Genomic DNA, 18,499 nt, shown 5'->3' with positions numbered 1-18,499 from the left:
CGCGGAGGGGGCGAGTGCGCTGCACCCAACGAAAAAGGCCGCCCCAACCGGAGCGGCCCTCAATCTCGCAAACGTGCGCGGCGTCTAGTGGTAGCGCCGAATAAGCCCCACCAGCTTGCCCTGCACCTCGACCTGATCCGGACCAAAGATCCGGGTCTCGTACTTCGGGTTCGCGGCTTCCAGGGCGATCGAGCCGCCTTTCTTGCGCAGGCGCTTGAGGGTGGCTTCCTCGCCAACCAGCGCGACGACGATCTCGCCGGACGTGGCGGTGTCGCCCTTTTTGATGATCACATAGTCGCCGTCGAGGATGCCGGCCTCGATCATCGAGTCGCCCTGCACCTCGAGCACATAGTGCTCACCGCCGCCGAGCATGCTTTCCGGCACCGGCAGGCGGTCGCGTTCGTGCTGGATGGCGTCGATCGGCGTGCCGGCGGCGATCTTGCCCAAGATCGGCAAATCGCGGCTGTCATTGGCCGGGGCCGACGCGGCCGCGCCGGTCGATGGCGATGCGCCACCGCCGCCTTCGACCACCTGCGGCTTGAAGGTCCCGCGCCCCTTGGGCGGCGAGGCGGTCGTGGCCTGCTGCGGCAGCTTCACCACCTCCAGCGCCCGGGCCCGGTGGGCCAGGCGACGGATGAAGCCGCGCTCTTCCAGGGCCGTGATCAGGCGGTGGATGCCCGACTTCGATGCGAGGTCCAGAGCCTCCTTCATCTCGTCGAAAGAGGGCGAGACACCGCTCTCCTTGATGCGTTCATGGATGAACATCAGCAGCTCGTGCTGCTTGCGCGTGAGCATCTCGACCTCGATGAAGACGCGGAACAAACCGCAAACCTTGCGAATGTTCTCTAGGCGTTCTTCCTTAATGTCAAGTTATCGACTTTGGAACGCAGGGGCGTCCACGCCGTTGATCAGGCCCGGTGCTTGGAGAGGCGGGCTTCCCATGAGTTTCACACAACTGAATCCGACCCTTCCCGTCCTCGTCGAAGGCAAGGGCAGCGGATTTGCCTTTGCGGTCATCGACTACGGTCAGGAACATCATCTGATCTGGGTGGTGGCGATCGACGGAACGGGCGAAGTCTGGTCAGCCCCAAACCCCAAGGTTCGGGTCCAGTCCAACTGGACGATGGGCCGCAAGATCGCGCCGCCCGCGAACGTCGAATCGTTCAGGACGGCGGCGGCGGCCCAGGGCTGAGGCCGATTCGCGCTCAGCTCGCCGACCGATTCGCGGTTGCGGTCAGGCTGCGTAAGGTCCGGTCCAGGCGCAGGCCCACGCCGGGCTGGCGCGAGAACAGCACCATCTCGGCCCGTCCCACCAGATTGTCGAACGGCACGAAACCCATGCCTGTTTCGGCCGACAGATAGCGATCCAGTTCACTGTTCCACGGGCACGAAGACTCGCCGGCGGGCGCCGCGCCCGGGTCGAAACGACTGTCGAGCGAGTTGTCGCGATTGTCGCCCATCATGAAGTAGCAGTTGGCGGGGACCACATAGACGCCGGTGTTGCCGGCGGCGGTGTCGCGGCCATAGCTGTTGGTCACGAAGGTCTTGCCGTTGGGCAGGGTCTCGACGAACCGGTTGACGCGCATCGTCTCGCCGTAGGGACCTTGCTCGAGCGTGTCCGACAGCGCCTGGCGCCGAACGGGCTTGCCGTTGATCCGCAACACCCCGCCCACCACCTGCAGCCGGTCACCCGGCAGTCCGACCAGGCGCTTGATGATATCGGTGCGAGCGTCTCCGGGCTTCTTGAAGACCACGATGTCGCCGCGTTCGGGCGCATGACCCAGCAGGCGCCCCTTGCCCAGGGGAGGGCTGAGCGGGGCCGAGTGGCGGCTCCAGCCATAGGGATATTTCGAGACCAGCAGATAGTCGCCGACCTGCAGGGTGGGCTCCATCGAACCCGAAGGAATCGTGAAGGGCTGGCACAGCACGGTTCGCGGGATCAGCATCACGGCGAACACCAGGGCGAACGTCTTGGCCGTATCGAACAGCCAATACCGCCAGCCTGTCTTGCCTTCAGTCTCGCTCACGTCATCCCCTCCGCGCAGCATGGTGGGGGGCAGGATACCGGTGGCAGCTTGACCAAATCATGGCGCGGCCGGCTAGAGCCTGGTGGCCAGTTCCGGATGCCTGGGCGTACAGGCGCGGTAGAAGACGGCGATCTGGGCCATGTCCTTGTCATAGTCGCCCGACGGCATGATCGGCGGGCCCAGGGTGACCACCTTGCGTCGATAATCCATCATCGCGCACACCATCGGCACGCCGGCCTTGAGCGCGATGTTATAGAACCCGGTCTTCCATTGCCGCGCCTTGCCGCGCGTGCCCTCGGGCGCGATCGTCAGCATGAATTCGTCGCGTCGGGCGAATTCCTCGACCATCGCCTGAACCGTGTCGCGTGAGCGGGACCGGTCGACAGGAACGCCGCCCAGATCGCGCATCACCCTCGCGAAAGGCCAGCGAAACAGCGACGCCTTGCCCATGAAGCTGAGGTTGAGGTTCAGGGCGTCCACCGCGCCCAGGAAATAGACGAAGTCCCAGTTGCTGGTATGGGGAGCCGCGATCACGACGAACTTTCGGACAGCCGGGGCCGAGCCCTCTATGGCCCACCCCTCGCGTTTGAAGAACGCGACCAGACACCATTTCACCAGTCGGGCGATCCAACCCATTCTTCTACCGCCTCCCTCGGCGCGATCGCGTCCGTGCCGAACACGGCGTGATGTCTTGATGCGCAGCGTGAGGGGCTGGCATCGAAAGCGCCAGAGTCCACTTCGCCGCAGTGTCTTGGGGTTTGGTCCTAGCCCAGCAACGCCTTGGTGGCGGCGGTGACGTCTTTCTGCCGCATCAGGCTTTCGCCCACGAGCATCGCCGTCGCGCCGGCCGCTTCCATGCGCACCACGTCCTCGTGGACGAAAATGCCGCTTTCGGTGACCAGCAGGGCGTCCTTGGGGGCCTGGGCGGCCAGACGCTCGGTGACGGCCAGATCCACGATGAAGCTCTTGAGGTCGCGGTTGTTGATGCCCACCAGGGTCGCGCCCAGTTGACCCGCGCGGTCCATCTCGGCCTCGTCATGCACCTCGACCAGGGCGTCCATGCCCAGGCGCTCGGCCTCGCTCATCAGCTCGGCGGCCACGACATCGTCGATCATGGCCAGGATCACCAGGATGGCGTCGGCGCCGAGGGCGCGGCTCTCGGCTACCTGCCAGGGATCGACCAGGAAGTCCTTGCGGATGCAGGGCAGGCTGACGGCGGCGCGAGCGTCGATCAGATAGGCGTCCGCGCCCTGGAAGCTTGGGCCGTCGGTCAGCACCGACAGGCACGCCGCGCCGCCGGCCTCATAGTTTCGCGCCAGGGCCGGCGGATCGAAATCGGCGCGGATCAGGCCCTTGGACGGCGAGGCCTTCTTGATCTCGGCGATCAGGGCCAGGCGACCCGGCGTATGGGCGTGTTTCAGAGCGTTGCGAAACCCGCGCGGGCTGTTGGCGTTCTTGGCTGCCGCATCCAACTGCGCGAACGATCGTCGACGCTTTCGGTCGGCGACCTCGTCGCGCTTGTAGGCGGCGATCTTGGCCAGGATATCGGTCATGCGGTGGCGATCTTTGTGTTGGTGGCCGCGACAAGGCCGGCCAGAGCCGCCTTGGCTCCGCCGCTGTCGATCGACGCGGCGGCGGCTTCAATCCCTTCGCTGAGGGTCTCGACCTTGTCGGCGACCAGGAAGGCGGCGGCGGCGTTGAGCAGCACGATGTCGCGATAGGGGCCGGTCTCGCCGTCCAGCAGGCGGGTGAGGGCGGCGGCGTTGAAGGCCGGTTCGCCGCCGGTGATGTCGGACAGCGACGCGCGCGGCAGGCCGACGGCTTCGGGGGTGATGGTGAACAGGCGCACCGCGCCGTTGCGCCATTCGGCGACCTCGGTGGGGCCGGTGGTGGTCAGCTCGTCCAGGCCCGAGCCATGCACCGACCAGGCGCGCTCTGCCCCCAGGGCTCCAAGCGCGCGGGCGATGGGCTCGACGAAGCGCGGGGCGGGGACGCCCACCACTTGGCGGCGGGCGCCGGCCGGATTGGTCAGCGGGCCCAGCAGATTGAAGATGGTGCGGAAGCCCAACTGCTGGCGGATCGGCGAGACGTGCTTCATCGCGCCGTGATGGGCCTGGGCGAACAGGAAGCAGATGCCCGCGTCGTCCAGCGCCTTGCGCTGCTGCTCGCGGCTGGCGTCGATATTGACGCCCAGGGCGGTCAGGACGTCTGCGGTGCCGGATTTCGAGGTGATGGCGCGGTTGCCGTGCTTGGCCACCTTCAGCCCGCCGCCCGCCGCCACGAAGCCGACGGCGGTCGAGATGTTCAGGGTATGCAGGCCGTCGCCGCCGGTGCCGCAGACGTCGACCACGTCATAGGGATGGTCCAGCTTGACGGCGGCGCGGCGCATGGCGCGGGCGCAGGCGGCGATCTCGCCCACCGTCTCGCCGCGCAGGCGCATGGCGGTGACGGCGGCGGCGACCTGGGCGGGAGTGGGTTCGCCGCGCAGGCAGGCGCTGAAGAAGACCTCGGCGTCGTCCTCGGACAGGGTCTGGCCGTCGGCGAGCTTCGCCAGCAGCGGCTTGAAGGCGTCGGACATGGTCGGCCTAGACCCAGATCGCCGCGTCGCGTTTGACGCCTGCCAGGTCGATGAAATTGGCCAGCATCTGGTGGCCACCCTCGGTGGCGATCGATTCGGGGTGGAACTGCACGCCGTGCACCGGGCGCGTGCGGTGCTGCACGCCCATGATCTCGCCGTCGTCGGTCCAGGCGGTGACTTCCAGCTCGGCCGGCAGGTCTTCGCGACGGATCGCCAGGCTGTGATAGCGCGTGGCGGTGAAGGGGTTGGGCAGGCCCTTGAAGATGCCCTTGTCGGCGTGGCGGATCGGGCTGGTCTTGCCGTGCATCACTTCCTTGGCGCGGATCACCTCGCCGCCATAGGCCTGGCCGATCGCCTGATGGCCCAGGCAGACGCCCAGGATCGGCATGTCTTCCGGCGCGCCGCGCAGCAGGGGCAGGCAGATGCCGGCCTGGTCCGGCGCCTTGGGGCCGGGTGACAGCAGGATCGCGGACGGGCGCAGGCCCAGGGCCTCCTGCACCGTCAGGTCGTCATTGCGGTGCACGACCGTCTCGGCCCCAAGCTCGTTCAGATAGTGGACGAGGTTGTAGGTGAAGCTGTCGTAGTTATCGATGACCAGGATCATGACGCCGCCTTTCGAAGAACAGCTTTTAGTTCGGGTTCGGCAAAAAGGTGAGAGGAGTTTTTCTGCCTGTGGTCCCAGCCTGTGGTCCCCGGGCGAAAGCGCCGCATTGCGTCGGGCGTGGGGTGCGTCATCCTAGCGGGCATGGACGTCAGTGATTCCGCCCTCGACCCGGTCGCCATCGCCTATGCCCGCGCGCTGCTGCGGCCCCGGGAGCGTCGCCAGAAGATGGCTCCGGTGCTGGCCGCCGCCGCCTTCGCGGCCTTCTGCGCCCTGAGCTTCGCCACGGTGATGGTGATCGCGCCCCCGACAGTCACCCAGCACCTGCCGAGCGACCGCCTGGGCGAGTAGGCCCTAAGCGAAACGCCCCTAAGCGAAACGCCAAGCCTCTTCGGCGGCGCGCTTGAGGGCGCGGGACTTGTGCAGCGTCTCGTCATATTCGGCGTCGGGATCGCTGTCGGCGACCACGCCGCCGCCGGCCTGCACGTACATCATGCCGTCCTTGACCAGGGCCGTGCGCAGCACGATGCAGGTGTCGACCGAGCCGTCGGCGCCGATATAGCCGACCGCGCCGGCATAGCCGAGGCCACGCTTCTCGATCTCCAGCTCGTCGATGATCTCCATGGCCCGCACCTTGGGCGCGCCCGACAGCGTGCCGGCGGGCAGGGCGGCCATCAGCACGTCGACCGGATCCACGCCCTCGGGCGCGACGCCCTCGACGTTGGAGACGATGTGCATGACGTGGCTGTAGCGTTCGACCTTGAAACTCTCGGTCACCTTCACCCGCGGGCCCTTGTGGGGCTTGGCGGGTTCGTTGCGGCCCGGTTCCTTCAACATCGACACGCGGCCCACGTCGTTGCGGCCCAGGTCCAGAAGCATCAGGTGCTCGGCGCGTTCCTTGGGATCGGCCAGCAGTTCGGCTTCCAGCGCCAGATCCTCTTCCAGCGTCGCGCCGCGAGGGCGGGTGCCGGCGATCGGGCGGATGGTGATTTTGCCGTCGCGCAGTCGAACCAGGATCTCGGGGCTGGAGCCCACCAGATGGCAGCCGTCCAGGTTCAGGAAATACAGGAACGGCGACGGATTGGTCCGGCGCAGCGAGCGGTACAGCGCGAACGGATCCAGGTCGAACGGCGCGCGGAAGCGATGGCTGGGCACCACCTGGAAGATGTCGCCGGCCCGGATGTACTCCTTGGCCTTCTCGACCACGACCGCATAGTCCTCGCGGCTGACGGGCGTGGTGAACTCGACCGGCGCGTGGCCGGCGCGGGGCGCGTCGTGGGCCAGCGGACGGCGCAGGTCGGCCATGACCGTCTCGATGCGGGCGCGAGCGGCGTCGTGCGCCTCCGTGGGCGAGACGCCGGCCTTGGGACGCACGGTCGTGACCAGGATGATCTCCTGGGCGATGGCGTCGAACACGGCGACGATCGACGGCCGGGTCATGATGCCGTCGGGCAGACCGCCCAGGGTGTCGGCGTTGATGTCGGGCAGGCGCTCGGCCAGCCGCACCATGTCGTAGCCCAGGGCGCCGAACACGCCGGCGGCCATGGGCGGCAGCCCTTTGGGCAGGTCGATGCGCGCCTGGGCGATCACGTCGCGCAGGCTGTCCAGGGCGCCGCCGGGCTGGGGCGTGAACTCGCGCCGGGCGATGGCGTCGCCCTCGGCGATCTCGGCCTTGTCGCCGTGGCAGCGCCAGACGAGGTCGGGCTTCATCGCCACGATCGAATAGCGGCCGCGCCAGGCGCCGCCCTCGACGCTTTCGAACAGGAAGGCGTAGGGCCGGCCCTGACCGATTTTCAGATAGGCCGAAACCGGCGTCTCGAGATCGTCGATCAGACGAGTCCAGACCACCTGGGGCCGGCCGGCGTCATAGGTCTGGGCGAAGGCGTCGAAGGCGGGCTCAAGGCTCATTTGGCTTTGCCGGTCTTGGCGGCCTCGGCCTTGGCCAGGGCGGCGGTGTCAACGCCGATGGCCTGGCGGGCCAGGGTCAGGTTGACCTTGGTCTTCAGGCTGGCCTTGGCGGCGACGCGGACGGCCTCGCCCAGATCACGCATCACGCCGGCGTCGGTCTGCTGGCGCACGGCCTGCGAGATGCGGGCCATTGCGGCGACGTCGCCCGGATGCACGGCCTCGAGCTTGGCGACCACGAAGGCCATCTGGCCCGCGCGCGAGGTGAAGATGCCGCCCGGCTTGGCGCCGAAGGTCGCGATCAGCAGGTCGCGACCCAGGCCCTGATGCTGCTGGGCGTTCTCGCGGCTGATGCCGGCCACGCGCTGAACCTTGGAGCCGGTCGAAGCTGCGACGCTTTCCAGCGACTCGCCCTTGCGGACGCGGGCGGCGAGGGCGTCGGCCTTGGCCTGCATGCGCTCGCCCATCTCGTTCTGCAGCCACACCTGGGTCAGCTGCGGCCGGATGGCGTCAAGCGGCGGCAGGGCGGCGGGAATGACCTTCTCGACCTTGACGGCGTAGTACTCGCCCTTGCCGATCTCGATCAGTTCGCTTTCGCCGCCCGACGACAGGGCGAAGGCGGTCTTCAGGATGTCGGGGGTCAGGCCGGCGACCGGCTGGCCGGTTTCGTCGGTTCCCTGCGCGGTGAGTGGCGCTGTGGTCAGCACCATGGCCCCGGCCTTGCTGGCGGCGGCGACCAGATCGGCGCCGGCGTCGTGGGCGTCCTGATAGGTCTGGGTCTGGTCATAGGCCTTGGCCTGGGCGTTCTGGACGCGCAGCTCGGCCTCGATGGCCGGGCGGGCGCTCTCGAGCGCGGCGGAGGTTCCGGGCGTGATCTTGGTGACCTTGACCACCGAAAGGCCCAGTTCGCCGGCGATCGGCGCGCTGACCTGACCGGCGGCCAGGGCGAAGGCGGCGGCGGCGACTTTGCGGTCGGGCAGGGCCGACTTCGGCTTGTCGGTGAGGATCACTGGCTGCTTGCCGTAGGCGCTGGCCACCACGGCGGGCTGCTCGCCCTTGGCCAGGCGCTGGGCGATGGCCGTCGCGGCCTTGGCGTCCGGCGCGACGATCTGGACCAGCGAGCGCGTTTCCGGCGTCGCCAGCGTGTCCTTGCGGAAATTGAAGGTCTTCTGGACTTCGGCCGGATCGACCGTGACCGACGGCGCGATCGCCTGGGCGCTGACGCGCATGATCGACAGCACCCGGGTTTCGGGGCGGGTCAGGCGGTCGGCGTGCTGCTTCATGAAGGCGACCAGCTGGGCGTCGGTCGGATTGGCCGGACGCTCGACGCTGGCGGGATTGATCGCGAAGGCGGCCAGATCGCGGCTTTCCAGGCCATAGGCCGCCTGCAGGACCGAATAGATCCGCGGCGCGTGCAGGCCATTGGCCAGGGCCGAGAAGACGTGGGTCTGGGCGATGTCGTCGCGCAGCGAGGCCTGGTAGCTGTCGGGCGTCAGGTCGGCCTGGGCCAGCAGCGCCTGGTACAGCTTGGGATCGAACTTTCCGGTGATCGGGTCGAAGGGGCGCTGGGTCGGGGGCAGGTTGCTCATCTGCTCGCGCACCACATTGCCGATCAGCTTGTCGGACGGCTGGACGCCGAACCGACGGATCATTTCGGCCGTCGATTCCTGGAGCGCCACTTCCTGCAGGATCTGGCGATCAATGCCGCGCTCCACGGCCTGGTCGGCCGTCAGGGCCTCGCCCGTGCGGCGCTCGGTTTCCTTGCGATAGTTGTCGTAGCGGACCTTGAAGTCCTGCGGCGAGATCGACCGCGAGCCGGCGGAGACCACGCCCGAGATGCGGGGTCCCTTGAACACGTCGCTGATCCCGAACACGGCGAAGCTGACGATCAGCAGGCCAAACAGGATCACCGCGAGGGGCGATTTGGCGAAGGTGCGGAAACCGGCGAGCATGACTGGGAAGACCTTCCTGACTATCGCGCGCGCACCGCCCCGACAAAGTGACCCGGGACGACGCGGCGGACGCGAGGAGCGGGTATAGTAGAGGGGGAGGCGAGGGGGCAAGCCACGGCGGTCTTGACTTCCCAAGGGTGCGCGAGGTCAACACGCTACTCATGACCCTTTCGAGCCCTAAGCCCCGGCCGCTGATCGCCGGAAACTGGAAGATGAACGGCCTCGCGCAGGCCCTCGATCAAGCCCGCGCGGTCGCCGCCGGGCTTGATGAAAAGCCCGCCGGAGCGCGCGTGGCGATCTGTCCGCCCGCGACGCTGCTGGATCGGCTCAGCCAGGCCCTGGAAGGCTCTGCCGTCCTCACCGGTGGCCAGGACTGCCATGTGAAGACCAGCGGCGCCCACACCGGCGACATCGCCGCGCCGATGCTGGTCGACGCTGGCGCGGCCCTGGTGATCCTGGGACACTCCGAACGTCGCGACGATCACGGCGAGACCAGCGCCCTGGTGGCGGCCAAGGTCGAGACCGCCCTGACGGCGGGGCTGGAGCCCATCATCTGCGTTGGCGAGAGCCTTCAGCAGCGCGAGGCGGGCTCGGCCCTGGCGGTCGTGACCGGTCAGGTCCGCGAATCGCTGCCGGCCGTCCTGGCGGGCCAGGCCTTCGCGGTGGCCTATGAGCCGATCTGGGCCATCGGCACGGGGCGCGTGGCGACCCTTCCCGACATCGAAGAGATGCACGCGGCCATCCGCGCCGAACTGGTGGTCCTGTTCGGCGATCACGGCGCGACCGTTCCGATCCTCTATGGCGGCTCGGTGAAGCCCGACAACGCCGCGGAGATCCTGCGTACGGCCGAGGTCGGCGGGGCGCTGGTGGGCGGCGCTTCGCTGAAGGCCAGCGATTTCCTGGCGATCATCGCGGCGGCGTGATGGGGCGGCTTGGTTGAGAGGCCGCCCGGCATGGCTCTGGGTGGCCTGGGGAGCGGGGCGTAGGGAACGCGCCGCCAAGTCCTCCCCCTAGCGGGGGAGGTGTCGCCAAAGGCGACGGAGGGGGAAGTGACCGTTGACTCGTTGCGGTCTTCCCCCGCCGGCCTGACGGCCGCCTCCCCCTTCATGGGGAGGACCTGTCGCGCTCTATCCTCCGCGTTCAGCGAATCGAACTGAGCGAATTCAATCCCTTCCAACTTTCTCGCGCTTCTGTATCCCCCGCTCCCAAAACGGGTGGATACTTCTCCTTGTCCCCGTCGCAGGGGGAGGGCGCCTGGTACCGGCCCAAAGCGGCGACGGGTGATGAAGCTGAGCGGGGCCGCGACGCCCCGCGTCGGGGACGATGGTGGTCTGTTCGTTGGATTGATCCGGGACCACCGGAAGCCTGGGCGCGGAACGGCGCGGATCACAGGGCGGGGATCAGAGTCCGCCTATCGCACATCGTCGGCGTCGAGACGGATTAGCCGATCGACAAGATGCGCGCCCGTCCGGGGGTTAATTGGGAATCAGAGCTGAAACCGACGCTCGTGTGCCCCAATCCTCACGGTCAAGAACAGCTTGGCGGAGCGGACAGGTCGAGCCGAAACGCACAAAACACATCACGGTCATCCGGGTTCGTCCCGGCCGCTTCGCGCCTCCCCAACCCCTTCAGTGGCTGATGCCGCGTGAGGCTGAGAAGCCGTGTCCGCCTACAACAGCAACCCATACATCCGGCAATCGCGCCGCTCGCCCTCGCGCTGAACATGACCCTTCAGGTAGCCCTCTTCCTCGAAGCCCAGGCTTTCCAGCAAGCGCTCGGCGCGTCTGTCGCCGACGTGGGTGCGGGCGCTCAGGCGCTTGAGGCCGATCGAGGCGGCGTGGGCCAGGACGGCGCGGACGGCCTCGATCCCGTAACCCTGGCCCCAGCCCTGGCGAGCGACGATGAATCGCAGTTCGGCCCGGTGATGGCGCTGGTCGATATCGACCAGTTCGCAAGACCCGATGAAGGCTCCCGTCCCGGAATTGCGCAGCGCCCAGTAGTGGGCCTTGCCCTGCTCCATCTCGGCGACCTGGGCCTCCACGCAGGCCGCGACCTCGTCGGGGTCCTCGATGGGGGCCTGATCCCAGTGGGCCATGACTTCAGGATCGCTGAGGAACGGATAGACAAGCGGCGCGTCCGAGGTCGTCAACGGCGCCAGGGTCAGGCGTTCGGTTTCCAGGATCATTCGGCTGTTTGGCTCCCCTTGGGGCCTTGAGTTGCCCGACGCCCTTCCCAGCTATGGCGTGCGCGCGCCGCTAGTGGTAGAGGGGCCGCTTCGTTTTACACGACGGATTGTCCCGTCGCCCGGATCGAGATCAGTTTCCTCATGCTCATCGGCATCCTGCTGGCCATCAATATCGTTGTCTGCCTCGGCCTGATCGGGGTGGTCCTGCTGCAACGCTCCGAGGGCGGGGCCCTTGGCATGGGCGGCGGCAACACCGGTTTCATGACGGCGCGGGGGGCCGGCGACCTGCTGACCCGCATCACCTGGATCCTGTTTTCGGTCTTCCTGTTCATCAGCCTGATCCTGACCCTGCTGACCGGTCGCATGGGTGGCGGTTCGGCCATCGATCGCCTGAAGATCGACAATCTCGACACCAAGTCCTTGAACGCGCCAGCCCCGTCGACGGCTCCCGCCACTCAGGCGCCTTCGACCGCCCAGCCGGGCGCGATCCAGGCGCCGACGCCGCAGATCAACGGTTCGCTGTCCGGGGCTCCGGCCGCGACGCCCGCGCCGACCCCGGCGCCCGCCCAGGCGCCGGCCAAAGCCCCCGCCCAGTAAGCGTTTGCAGCGAAAGCTGTTGATGAACGTCGGTCTTTTCGACGCGATCGCCGAATCGCGGCTAATCTGAGCGCCCATGACCCGGTACATCTTCATCACCGGCGGCGTGGTTTCCTCGCTTGGAAAAGGCCTCGCCTCCGCAGCGCTCGGTGCGCTCCTCCAGGCTCGTGGCTACAAGGTCCGCCTTCGTAAGCTCGACCCTTATCTCAACGTCGATCCCGGCACGATGAGCCCGTATCAGCACGGCGAGGTCTTCGTGACCGACGACGGCGCCGAGACGGACCTCGACCTTGGCCACTACGAGCGCTTCACCGGCGTTTCGGCGACCAAGGCCGACAACATCACCACCGGCCAGATCTACAAGACGATCATCGAGAAGGAGCGGCGCGGCGACTATCTGGGCGCGACCGTCCAGGTGATTCCGCACGTCACCAACGAGATCAAGGACTTCGTCCTGTCGCCGGCCATGGACGAGACGGGCGAGAAGCCGGTCGACTTCGTGCTGGTCGAGATCGGCGGCACGGTGGGCGACATCGAGGGTCTGCCGTTCTTCGAGGCCATCCGCCAGCTGCGCCAGGACCTGCCGCGCAACCAGAGCTGCTACGTCCACCTCACGCTGCTGCCGTACATCAAGACGGCCGGCGAGATGAAGACCAAGCCGACCCAGCACTCCGTCAAGGAACTGCGCTCGATCGGCATCCAACCCGACATCCTGCTGTGCCGCTGCGAGCAGGACATCCCGGTCGAGGAAAAGCGCAAGATCGCGCAGTTCTGCAACGTGCGGCCCAGCGCCGTGATCCAGGCGATGGACTCCTCGTCGATCTACGCGGTGCCGATCGACTATCACAAGGAAGGCCTGGACGCCGAGGTGCTGGACGTGTTCGGCATGAGCGACGCGCCCAAGCCCGACCTTTCGCGCTGGGAAGCGATCGACGAGACCGTCAACCATCCCGACGGCGAAGTGACCATCGCCGTGGTCGGCAAATATACCGTCCTGAAGGACGCCTATAAGTCGCTGATCGAGGCGCTTCACCATGGCGGCCTGGCCAACAAGGTGAAGGTCAATCTCGACTGGGTCGAGAGCGAGACCTTCGAGGGCGATCCCGGCGCGGCCGCGGCTCGCCTCGAAAACGCCAACGCCATCATGGTGCCCGGCGGCTTCGGCGAGCGGGGGGCAGAGGGCAAGATCCGCGCCGCCCAGTTCGCCCGTGAGCGCAAGGTGCCCTATTTCGGCATCTGTTTCGGCATGCAGATGGCCGTCATCGAGACCCTGCGCAACGTGGCCGGAATCACCGACGCCTCGTCCAGCGAATTTGGCCCCACCGACCGTCCGGTCGTCGGGATCATGACCGAGTGGATCAAGGGCAATGAGACCGTCCAGCGTCGCTCTGGCGACGACCTGGGAGGCACCATGCGCCTGGGGGCCTTTGACGCCGTGCTGACGCCCGGAAGCAAGGTCGCCAAGATCTATGGCGATACGGCCATCAGCGAGCGCCACAGGCACCGCTACGAGGTCAATATCGGCTACAGCCACCGGATGGAGGAATCCGGCCTGAAACTGACGGGACGCTCGCCTGACGGCGTGCTGCCCGAAATCGTCGAACGGGAGGACCATCCGTGGTTCATCGGCGTCCAGTTCCACCCGGAACTGAAGAGCCGTCCGTTCGCGCCGCACCCGCTGTTCGCCAGCTTTATCGCCGCGGCGAAAGAGCAGGGCAGGCTGGTCTAACAGGCGCTGTTGCATGTCTGAAGAGATTCAGGCATAAGCGCGCCCTCACGCGGCGGCCTGGGCATTCCCCGAGTCGCCGCTTCCGATTTTCAAGCTCAGCGAGCAGAGTCACTTCGATGGCCGTTCCCAAAAGAAAAACTTCGCCTTCTCGCCGGAACATGCGCCGGTCGCACCACGCCCTGGGCGCGAACTCGTTCGTGGAAGACAAGGACTCGGGCGAACTGCGCCGCCCGCACCATGTCGACCTGAAGACGGGTCTGTACAACGGCAAGCAAATCCTCACCCCCAAGGAAGACTAAGGTCTCTCCGTCACGGATGTGAGTTCGAAGACGCCGCCAGGGCTTGCCCGGGCGGCGTTTTTCGTTCCGGCGCTTTTTTGTCGCCGTCGCGCAGAAAACGGCGTTAGCTGAGCGGGTCAGGGAGATCCGCCCATGCTCACACGCCGACTCATAACGGCGGGACTGGGACTGTCATTCATGAGCCAGGGCGCGGCCCAGGCTCAGCAGTCGACGCCGCCGCCCATTCCGACCACGCCCGATCCGGTGCTGTTCCTCGATGCGTCCCTGGACGCCGATGACCGCCTGACCATTCCGGTGATGATCAATGGGCTCGGGCCGTTCCAGTTTATCGTCGACACCGGAGCCGATCGCAGCGTGCTCTCGGCCGACCTGGCTTCGCGGCTGGACCTGGCTCGTGGCAAGGACGTCCTCGTGCACGGCGTCAGCGGTTCGCAGATCAGCCCTACAGCCCGGATCGATCAGCTCACGGTCGGGGACGCCAGCCTGCGCGGCGTCAGCCTGCCGGTGCTGCCTCCCGAGCGCGTCGGCGCCGATGGTCTGCTGGGCGTCGACGTCCTCGAAGGGCGCAACGTGATCATGGATTTCCGAAGCAGGCGTCTGGAGATCCGCCGGAGCCGCTCGAGCCTGGATCTTGTCCAGCTGTCTCGTGAGGTCTCCGTCAGCGCCGATGACCGGTATGGCCGTCTGACCGTCGTCGACTGCCGCGTCGCCGGTGCCAGGGCCCTGGCGTTCATCGATTCCGGCGGTGGCGTCAGCATCGGCAACATGGCGCTCTCCCGCGCCATCGCCACGCGCCGGCGCAAGAGCGGCGACGCCGTTCGCCCGGCTCAACTGCTCACGGCGGCCGGCGAGGTCTCGATCGGCGAGTTCCGCATCGCGCCATCCATGACCCTGGGCGACGTGCGGATCACCAACCTGCCCATGGCCTTCGCCGATGTGCACATCTTCGACGTCTGGGGCGTGCTCAACAGACCGGCGATCCTGCTGGGTGTCGACGTGCTGCGGATGTTCGCCCGGGTCGAACTGGACTTCGGCGCGGGGCGGGTGGTCTTCCGGATGGGCAATGTCACGACGCCACGAACGGTGAACGCCTGAGGCTACTGGTCGCGACCTCGGGCCTGGACCTGGATACGGCGCGCCTCCACCGCCTGCGGCGTCACCTTGCGATTGTGGGCGCTGGACCGTTCGTGCTCGATCTCCAGACCCTTGCGGAACGAGCGGCCAAAGCCTTCGTCGATCAGCCCCTTGTAGAACGACAACGTCTCGACCGGGATCGACGCCATATCGGCGGCCAGCTTTAGCGCCGTCGGCATCAGGTCCGCGGCGGGAACCACCCGATTGACCAGGCCCCAGTCCGCCGCGGTGGCGGCGTCCAGGAAGTTGCCGGTCAGGGACAACTCCTTGGCGCGATAGATCCCGATCAGGCGCGACAGCTTCTGTGACAGGCCCCAGCCAGGCATTATCCCGACGCGAGCGTGCGTATCGGCGAAGCGGGCGTTTTCCGACGCGATCAGCACATCGCAGGCGAGGGCCAGCTCGAAGCCGCCGGTGATGGCCACGCCGTTGATCGCTCCAATCACGGGCTTCCGGCACAACTCGATCGCCTTGACCGGATTGGACGCCGCGCCCTGGTCGTTGGCGGCGCTCATAGCCTTGGGATCGCTGCCGAGCTCTTTCAGGTCCAGACCCGCCGTGAAGGCCTTCTCGCCGGCACCCGTCAGGACGACCACACTAACGTCAGGATCGGCGTCGAGCTCGATCATCGCGGCGTGGAGCGCGGACCTCAGCGCCTTGGACAGGGCGTTCATCGCCTCGGGCCGGTTCAGCGTGACGACGGCGACAGGGCCGCTGCGTTCGACGATCAGCATCGCGTTCTCCTTCTGATGAATGATGATCACGCGCCGTCCGAAAGGTAAGTCAAGTTGCGCCGAGCCGCCTTGGCGGCTAAGGCTCCCGCGCCATTTCGCCTTGAGGAACGCCATGACCGAGATCGTCGACATCATCGCCCGCGAAATTCTCGATAGCCGGGGAAACCCGACGGTCGAGGTCGATGTCATTCTGGAAGACGGCGCCTTCGGTCGCGCCGCAGTACCCTCGGGCGCTTCCACGGGCGCTCATGAAGCCAATGAAAAGCGCGACGGCGACAAGAGCCGTTATCTGGGCAAGGGCGTGCTTCAGGCCGTTGACGCCGTGAACGGCGAGATTTTCGACGCCCTGTCGGGCGTCGACGCCGAAGATCAGCGTCGCGTGGATCGACTGCTGATCGATCTGGACGGGACGCCCAACAAGGCCCGTCTGGGCGCCAACGCCATCCTCGGCGTCTCGCTGGCCACGGCCAAGGCTGCCGCGGAGTCCGCTGGGCAGCCGCTCTACAAGTACGTCGGCGGCGTGAACGCCCGCGTGCTGCCGACCCCGATGATGAACATCATCAATGGCGGCGCCCACGCTGACAACCCGATCGATATCCAGGAATTCATGATCCTGCCGACCGGCGCGCCGACCTTTTCGGAAGCCCTTCGGATGGGCGCTGAGATCTTCCACGGGCTGAAGAAGGCTCTGAAGGACGCCGGCCACAACACCAATGTCGGCGATGAGGGCGGCTTCGCCCCCAACCTCGGTTCCGCCGAAGACGCCCTTGCGTTCATCGTCAAGGCTGGTGAGGCCGCGGGCTACAAGGCCGGTGACGATTTCGTCCTCGGCCTCGATGTGGCGGCCACAGAGTTCTTCAAGAACGGCAAGTACGAGCTGGAGGGCGAAGGCAAGAGCTTGGATCCGGCCGGCATGGTCGAGTACCTGGCGGGCCTGGCCGACAAGTTCCCCATACTGTCGATCGAAGACGGCATGTCCGAAGACGATTTCGAGGGCTGGAAGCTGCTGACCGATCGTCTGGGCAAGAAGGTTCAATTGGTCGGCGACGATCTCTTCGTTACCAATTCATCGCGCCTGCAGATGGGCCTCGACAAGGGCCTGGCCAATTCGATCCTCGTGAAGGTCAATCAGATCGGCACGCTGTCGGAAACCATCGACGCCGTGGATCTGGCCCATCGGGCCGGCTACACCAGCGTCATGAGCCACCGCTCTGGCGAGACCGAGGACTCGACCATCGCCGACCTCGCCGTGGCGCTGAACTGCGGCCAGATCAAGACTGGCTCGCTGGCCCGCTCTGACCGGCTGGCCAAGTACAATCAACTGCTGCGCATCCAGGAAATGCTGGATGATCAAGGTGTCTACGCTGGTCGTTCGGCGCTCAAGGGCCGCTAGCGGTCTCCAGAGTCAGGGACTTCAGGAAGGCGCGGCTTCGGACAGAAGTTGCGCCTTTTCCTTTATGTAGGTCAGCGGGGCATCCTTCTTCATGACCATGTAGCCGGTGATGGCGTGAAAGGCGGGATCACCGACAGCGCCGCCTTCTGGGGCCTGCCCCATCGAACTGGAGACCTCATCCACCGTCGGCATGACAGGGCGGCCGGGCAGGGCGATATCGCCCTTGACGAGGTCGGCTGTGTCTCCCGACTTCAGCTTCCAGCCGCAGGTCTCGAAGCGCTCCAGCCTATCCGGCGCGAAGACCAGTGTAAGCAGCATGAGTTTCATCGACCCAATGGCGGCGTGTTCGGACTGTCCCATGGCGCGAGCCTTCTGGGTTGATAACGCCCGGCCGTAGGTGATCCAGCGATCTTCCCCCTCCCAGAGAGTCCGGAAGATCGAGGCGTTCATCGGGACAATGAGGCCTCCGCCGAAGTCGAGCTTGGGGGGATTGCCCTTGATCATATTGGGGCCGCCCTTGCGTCCCTTGACCACGCCCTCGTCAGCCAGAGCCACGGCTGGAGCTATCGTTGCGCCGATCGACAGCAACAGGCCTCGTCTATCCATCATGGCAAATTCTCCCTCCTCAACCTTTGGCTGATAGAGAGTTTGGTAAGAATGGCGATTCTCGGGCGAAAACAGCGTTCAGACGGTAAACGATTGTTCGGGCGCGAAAATTCACCAACAATTTTTCTATAAGCGGCGGTTTCCCCACTTGAATGGTCGAAAAACGCGGCTTCGCGGATGCGAGCAGGGTGCTGCAATGCGGCATCTAGATGCCGATGAAACCATCTCATTTGAAAGCATCGCATCGGGGTCTCGTAGGCGGCCCGGGGGCGCCCTCCGATCGCCCGGTTTAGAAGGCGTTAAGCACGATCTGAGAGTCTGAGACTCCCTTCTCGGGATTCTCTGATGTTCGCCCGACTGCAACCGATCCTGCCGACCGCAGCGATCTTCTTCCTGATCTTCTACTTCGCGTTTCACGCCCTGACCGGCGAGCGCGGCCTCCTATCGACGTCTCAACGCAACGCCGATCTCGCCGCCAAGACGAAGGAACTCAAGAAGATCCGCGCGGAGAGGATGGACCTGGAGGCCCGCGCTCGTCTATTACGCAACGGCAGTCTGTCGGCCGACCTCTTGGAAGAACGCGCGCGTTCGCTCCTGGGATATGCCGACCCGAAGGACTATGTGATCCGCACCAAGCGTTAGCGGGGTCGGATTGTTGCTTTCGGCGCGGATTGACGATCGCTCCTCGGATTATCCGAACCGGGAGTGGTCTTGGCGTGACATGACGAGCACTTCCTTCGCGGAACCGACGACTAATTC

Annotated in this window: 20 protein-coding genes; 9 read left to right on the top strand and 11 right to left on the bottom strand. The window is 66.3% G+C overall.

Annotation, left to right across the window (positions count from 1 at the left end):
• Positions 1–84: 84 nt before the first annotated feature.
• On the bottom strand, positions 85–795 hold the full coding sequence (gene lexA, locus ACQY9P_RS18345; RefSeq protein WP_421738299.1) for a transcriptional repressor LexA: 711 nt from the start codon (positions 793–795) through the stop codon (positions 85–87).
• A gap of 145 nt (positions 796–940) precedes the next feature.
• Here lexA and ACQY9P_RS18340 point away from each other — a divergent pair, with 145 nt between their 5' ends.
• Positions 941–1,192, top strand: a complete 252-nt coding sequence (locus tag ACQY9P_RS18340) for a hypothetical protein (protein WP_421737793.1) — start codon at positions 941–943, stop codon at positions 1,190–1,192.
• A gap of 13 nt (positions 1,193–1,205) precedes the next feature.
• Here the strand turns inward: ACQY9P_RS18340 and lepB are convergent, their stop codons facing one another.
• The 5 genes from lepB to ACQY9P_RS18315 form a co-directional block, all read right to left on the bottom strand.
• Positions 1,206–2,027 carry a signal peptidase I gene (gene lepB, locus ACQY9P_RS18335; protein WP_421737794.1) on the bottom strand — a complete coding sequence of 274 codons (822 nt, stop codon included), beginning with the start codon at positions 2,025–2,027 and terminating at the stop codon, positions 1,206–1,208.
• Positions 2,028–2,099: 72 nt separating this feature from the next.
• Positions 2,100–2,663 carry a lysophospholipid acyltransferase family protein gene (locus ACQY9P_RS18330; protein ID WP_421737795.1) on the bottom strand — a complete coding sequence of 188 codons (564 nt, stop codon included), beginning with the start codon at positions 2,661–2,663 and terminating at the stop codon, positions 2,100–2,102.
• 128 nt (positions 2,664–2,791) lie between these two features.
• Positions 2,792–3,580, bottom strand: a complete 789-nt coding sequence (gene trpC, locus ACQY9P_RS18325) for an indole-3-glycerol phosphate synthase TrpC (RefSeq protein ID WP_421737796.1) — start codon at positions 3,578–3,580, stop codon at positions 2,792–2,794.
• The gene (trpD, locus tag ACQY9P_RS18320; protein ID WP_421737797.1) at positions 3,577–4,605 is read right to left on the bottom strand and encodes an anthranilate phosphoribosyltransferase; all 1,029 of its coding nucleotides are present in this window, start codon (positions 4,603–4,605) and stop codon (positions 3,577–3,579) included. Before trpD ends, trpC begins: the two co-directional genes overlap by 4 nt.
• Positions 4,606–4,612: 7 nt before the next feature.
• Positions 4,613–5,209 (bottom strand): anthranilate synthase component II, encoded by a 597-nt coding sequence (locus ACQY9P_RS18315; RefSeq protein WP_421737798.1) that lies wholly within the window; start codon positions 5,207–5,209, stop codon positions 4,613–4,615.
• 141 nt (positions 5,210–5,350) lie between these two features.
• On the opposite strand from ACQY9P_RS18315, the gene ACQY9P_RS18310 reads away from it, so the two are divergent.
• Positions 5,351–5,557 carry a hypothetical protein gene (locus tag ACQY9P_RS18310; RefSeq protein WP_421737799.1) on the top strand — a complete coding sequence of 69 codons (207 nt, stop codon included), beginning with the start codon at positions 5,351–5,353 and terminating at the stop codon, positions 5,555–5,557.
• Between the two features lie 18 nt (positions 5,558–5,575).
• Here ACQY9P_RS18310 and trpE read toward each other — a convergent pair whose 3' ends face one another.
• Together trpE and ACQY9P_RS18300 are read right to left on the bottom strand one after the other, a co-directional pair.
• Entirely contained in the window at positions 5,576–7,114 is a 1,539-nt protein-coding gene (gene trpE, locus ACQY9P_RS18305) for an anthranilate synthase component I (RefSeq protein WP_421737800.1), read from the bottom strand.
• Positions 7,111–9,063 (bottom strand): peptidyl-prolyl cis-trans isomerase, encoded by a 1,953-nt coding sequence (locus ACQY9P_RS18300; RefSeq protein ID WP_421737801.1) that lies wholly within the window; start codon positions 9,061–9,063, stop codon positions 7,111–7,113. Before ACQY9P_RS18300 ends, trpE begins: the two co-directional genes overlap by 4 nt.
• 161 nt (positions 9,064–9,224) lie before the next feature.
• On the opposite strand from ACQY9P_RS18300, the gene tpiA reads away from it, so the two are divergent.
• Positions 9,225–9,986: a triose-phosphate isomerase gene (gene tpiA / locus ACQY9P_RS18295; RefSeq protein ID WP_421737802.1), complete on the top strand. Its 762-nt coding sequence runs from the start codon at positions 9,225–9,227 to the stop codon at positions 9,984–9,986.
• A 746-nt stretch (positions 9,987–10,732) separates the two neighbouring features.
• Here the strand turns inward: tpiA and ACQY9P_RS18290 are convergent.
• A complete protein-coding gene (locus tag ACQY9P_RS18290) occupies positions 10,733–11,248 on the bottom strand; it encodes a GNAT family N-acetyltransferase (protein ID WP_421737803.1) in 516 nt (171 codons plus the stop codon).
• Between the two features lie 141 nt (positions 11,249–11,389).
• Between ACQY9P_RS18290 and secG the strand changes: the two genes are divergently transcribed.
• From secG to ACQY9P_RS18270, 4 genes are all read left to right on the top strand, one after another.
• A complete protein-coding gene (gene secG, locus ACQY9P_RS18285; protein WP_421737804.1) occupies positions 11,390–11,845 on the top strand; it encodes a preprotein translocase subunit SecG in 456 nt (151 codons plus the stop codon).
• A gap of 76 nt (positions 11,846–11,921) precedes the next feature.
• Complete coding sequence (locus ACQY9P_RS18280; RefSeq protein ID WP_421737805.1) at positions 11,922–13,574, top strand: CTP synthase; 1,653 nt, start codon at positions 11,922–11,924, stop codon at positions 13,572–13,574.
• Positions 13,575–13,690: 116 nt separating this feature from the next.
• On the top strand, positions 13,691–13,873 hold the full coding sequence (rpmF, locus tag ACQY9P_RS18275) for a 50S ribosomal protein L32 (protein WP_007671126.1): 183 nt from the start codon (positions 13,691–13,693) through the stop codon (positions 13,871–13,873).
• Positions 13,874–14,050: 177 nt separating this feature from the next.
• Positions 14,051–14,968 carry an aspartyl protease family protein gene (locus ACQY9P_RS18270; RefSeq protein WP_421737806.1) on the top strand — a complete coding sequence of 306 codons (918 nt, stop codon included), beginning with the start codon at positions 14,051–14,053 and terminating at the stop codon, positions 14,966–14,968.
• Positions 14,969–14,970: 2 nt separating this feature from the next.
• Here ACQY9P_RS18270 and ACQY9P_RS18265 read toward each other — a convergent pair whose 3' ends face one another.
• Positions 14,971–15,741 carry an enoyl-CoA hydratase gene (locus ACQY9P_RS18265; RefSeq protein WP_421737807.1) on the bottom strand — a complete coding sequence of 257 codons (771 nt, stop codon included), beginning with the start codon at positions 15,739–15,741 and terminating at the stop codon, positions 14,971–14,973.
• Positions 15,742–15,853: 112 nt separating this feature from the next.
• Between ACQY9P_RS18265 and eno the strand changes: the two genes are divergently transcribed.
• Positions 15,854–17,134: a phosphopyruvate hydratase gene (gene eno, locus ACQY9P_RS18260; protein ID WP_421737808.1), complete on the top strand. Its 1,281-nt coding sequence runs from the start codon at positions 15,854–15,856 to the stop codon at positions 17,132–17,134.
• 21 nt (positions 17,135–17,155) lie between these two features.
• Here eno and ACQY9P_RS18255 read toward each other — a convergent pair whose 3' ends face one another.
• On the bottom strand, positions 17,156–17,743 hold the full coding sequence (locus ACQY9P_RS18255; RefSeq protein ID WP_421737809.1) for a hypothetical protein: 588 nt from the start codon (positions 17,741–17,743) through the stop codon (positions 17,156–17,158).
• Between the two features lie 342 nt (positions 17,744–18,085).
• Between ACQY9P_RS18255 and ACQY9P_RS18250 the strand changes: the two genes are divergently transcribed.
• On the top strand, positions 18,086–18,382 hold the full coding sequence (locus ACQY9P_RS18250; protein ID WP_421737810.1) for an FtsB family cell division protein: 297 nt from the start codon (positions 18,086–18,088) through the stop codon (positions 18,380–18,382).
• Positions 18,383–18,499 lie beyond the last annotated feature (117 nt).

The sequence above is a fragment of the Caulobacter sp. genome (assembly GCF_965279145.1).
GTDB lineage: Bacteria > Pseudomonadota > Alphaproteobacteria > Caulobacterales > Caulobacteraceae > Caulobacter.
This window is presented reverse-complemented; position numbering and strand designations above follow the sequence as displayed.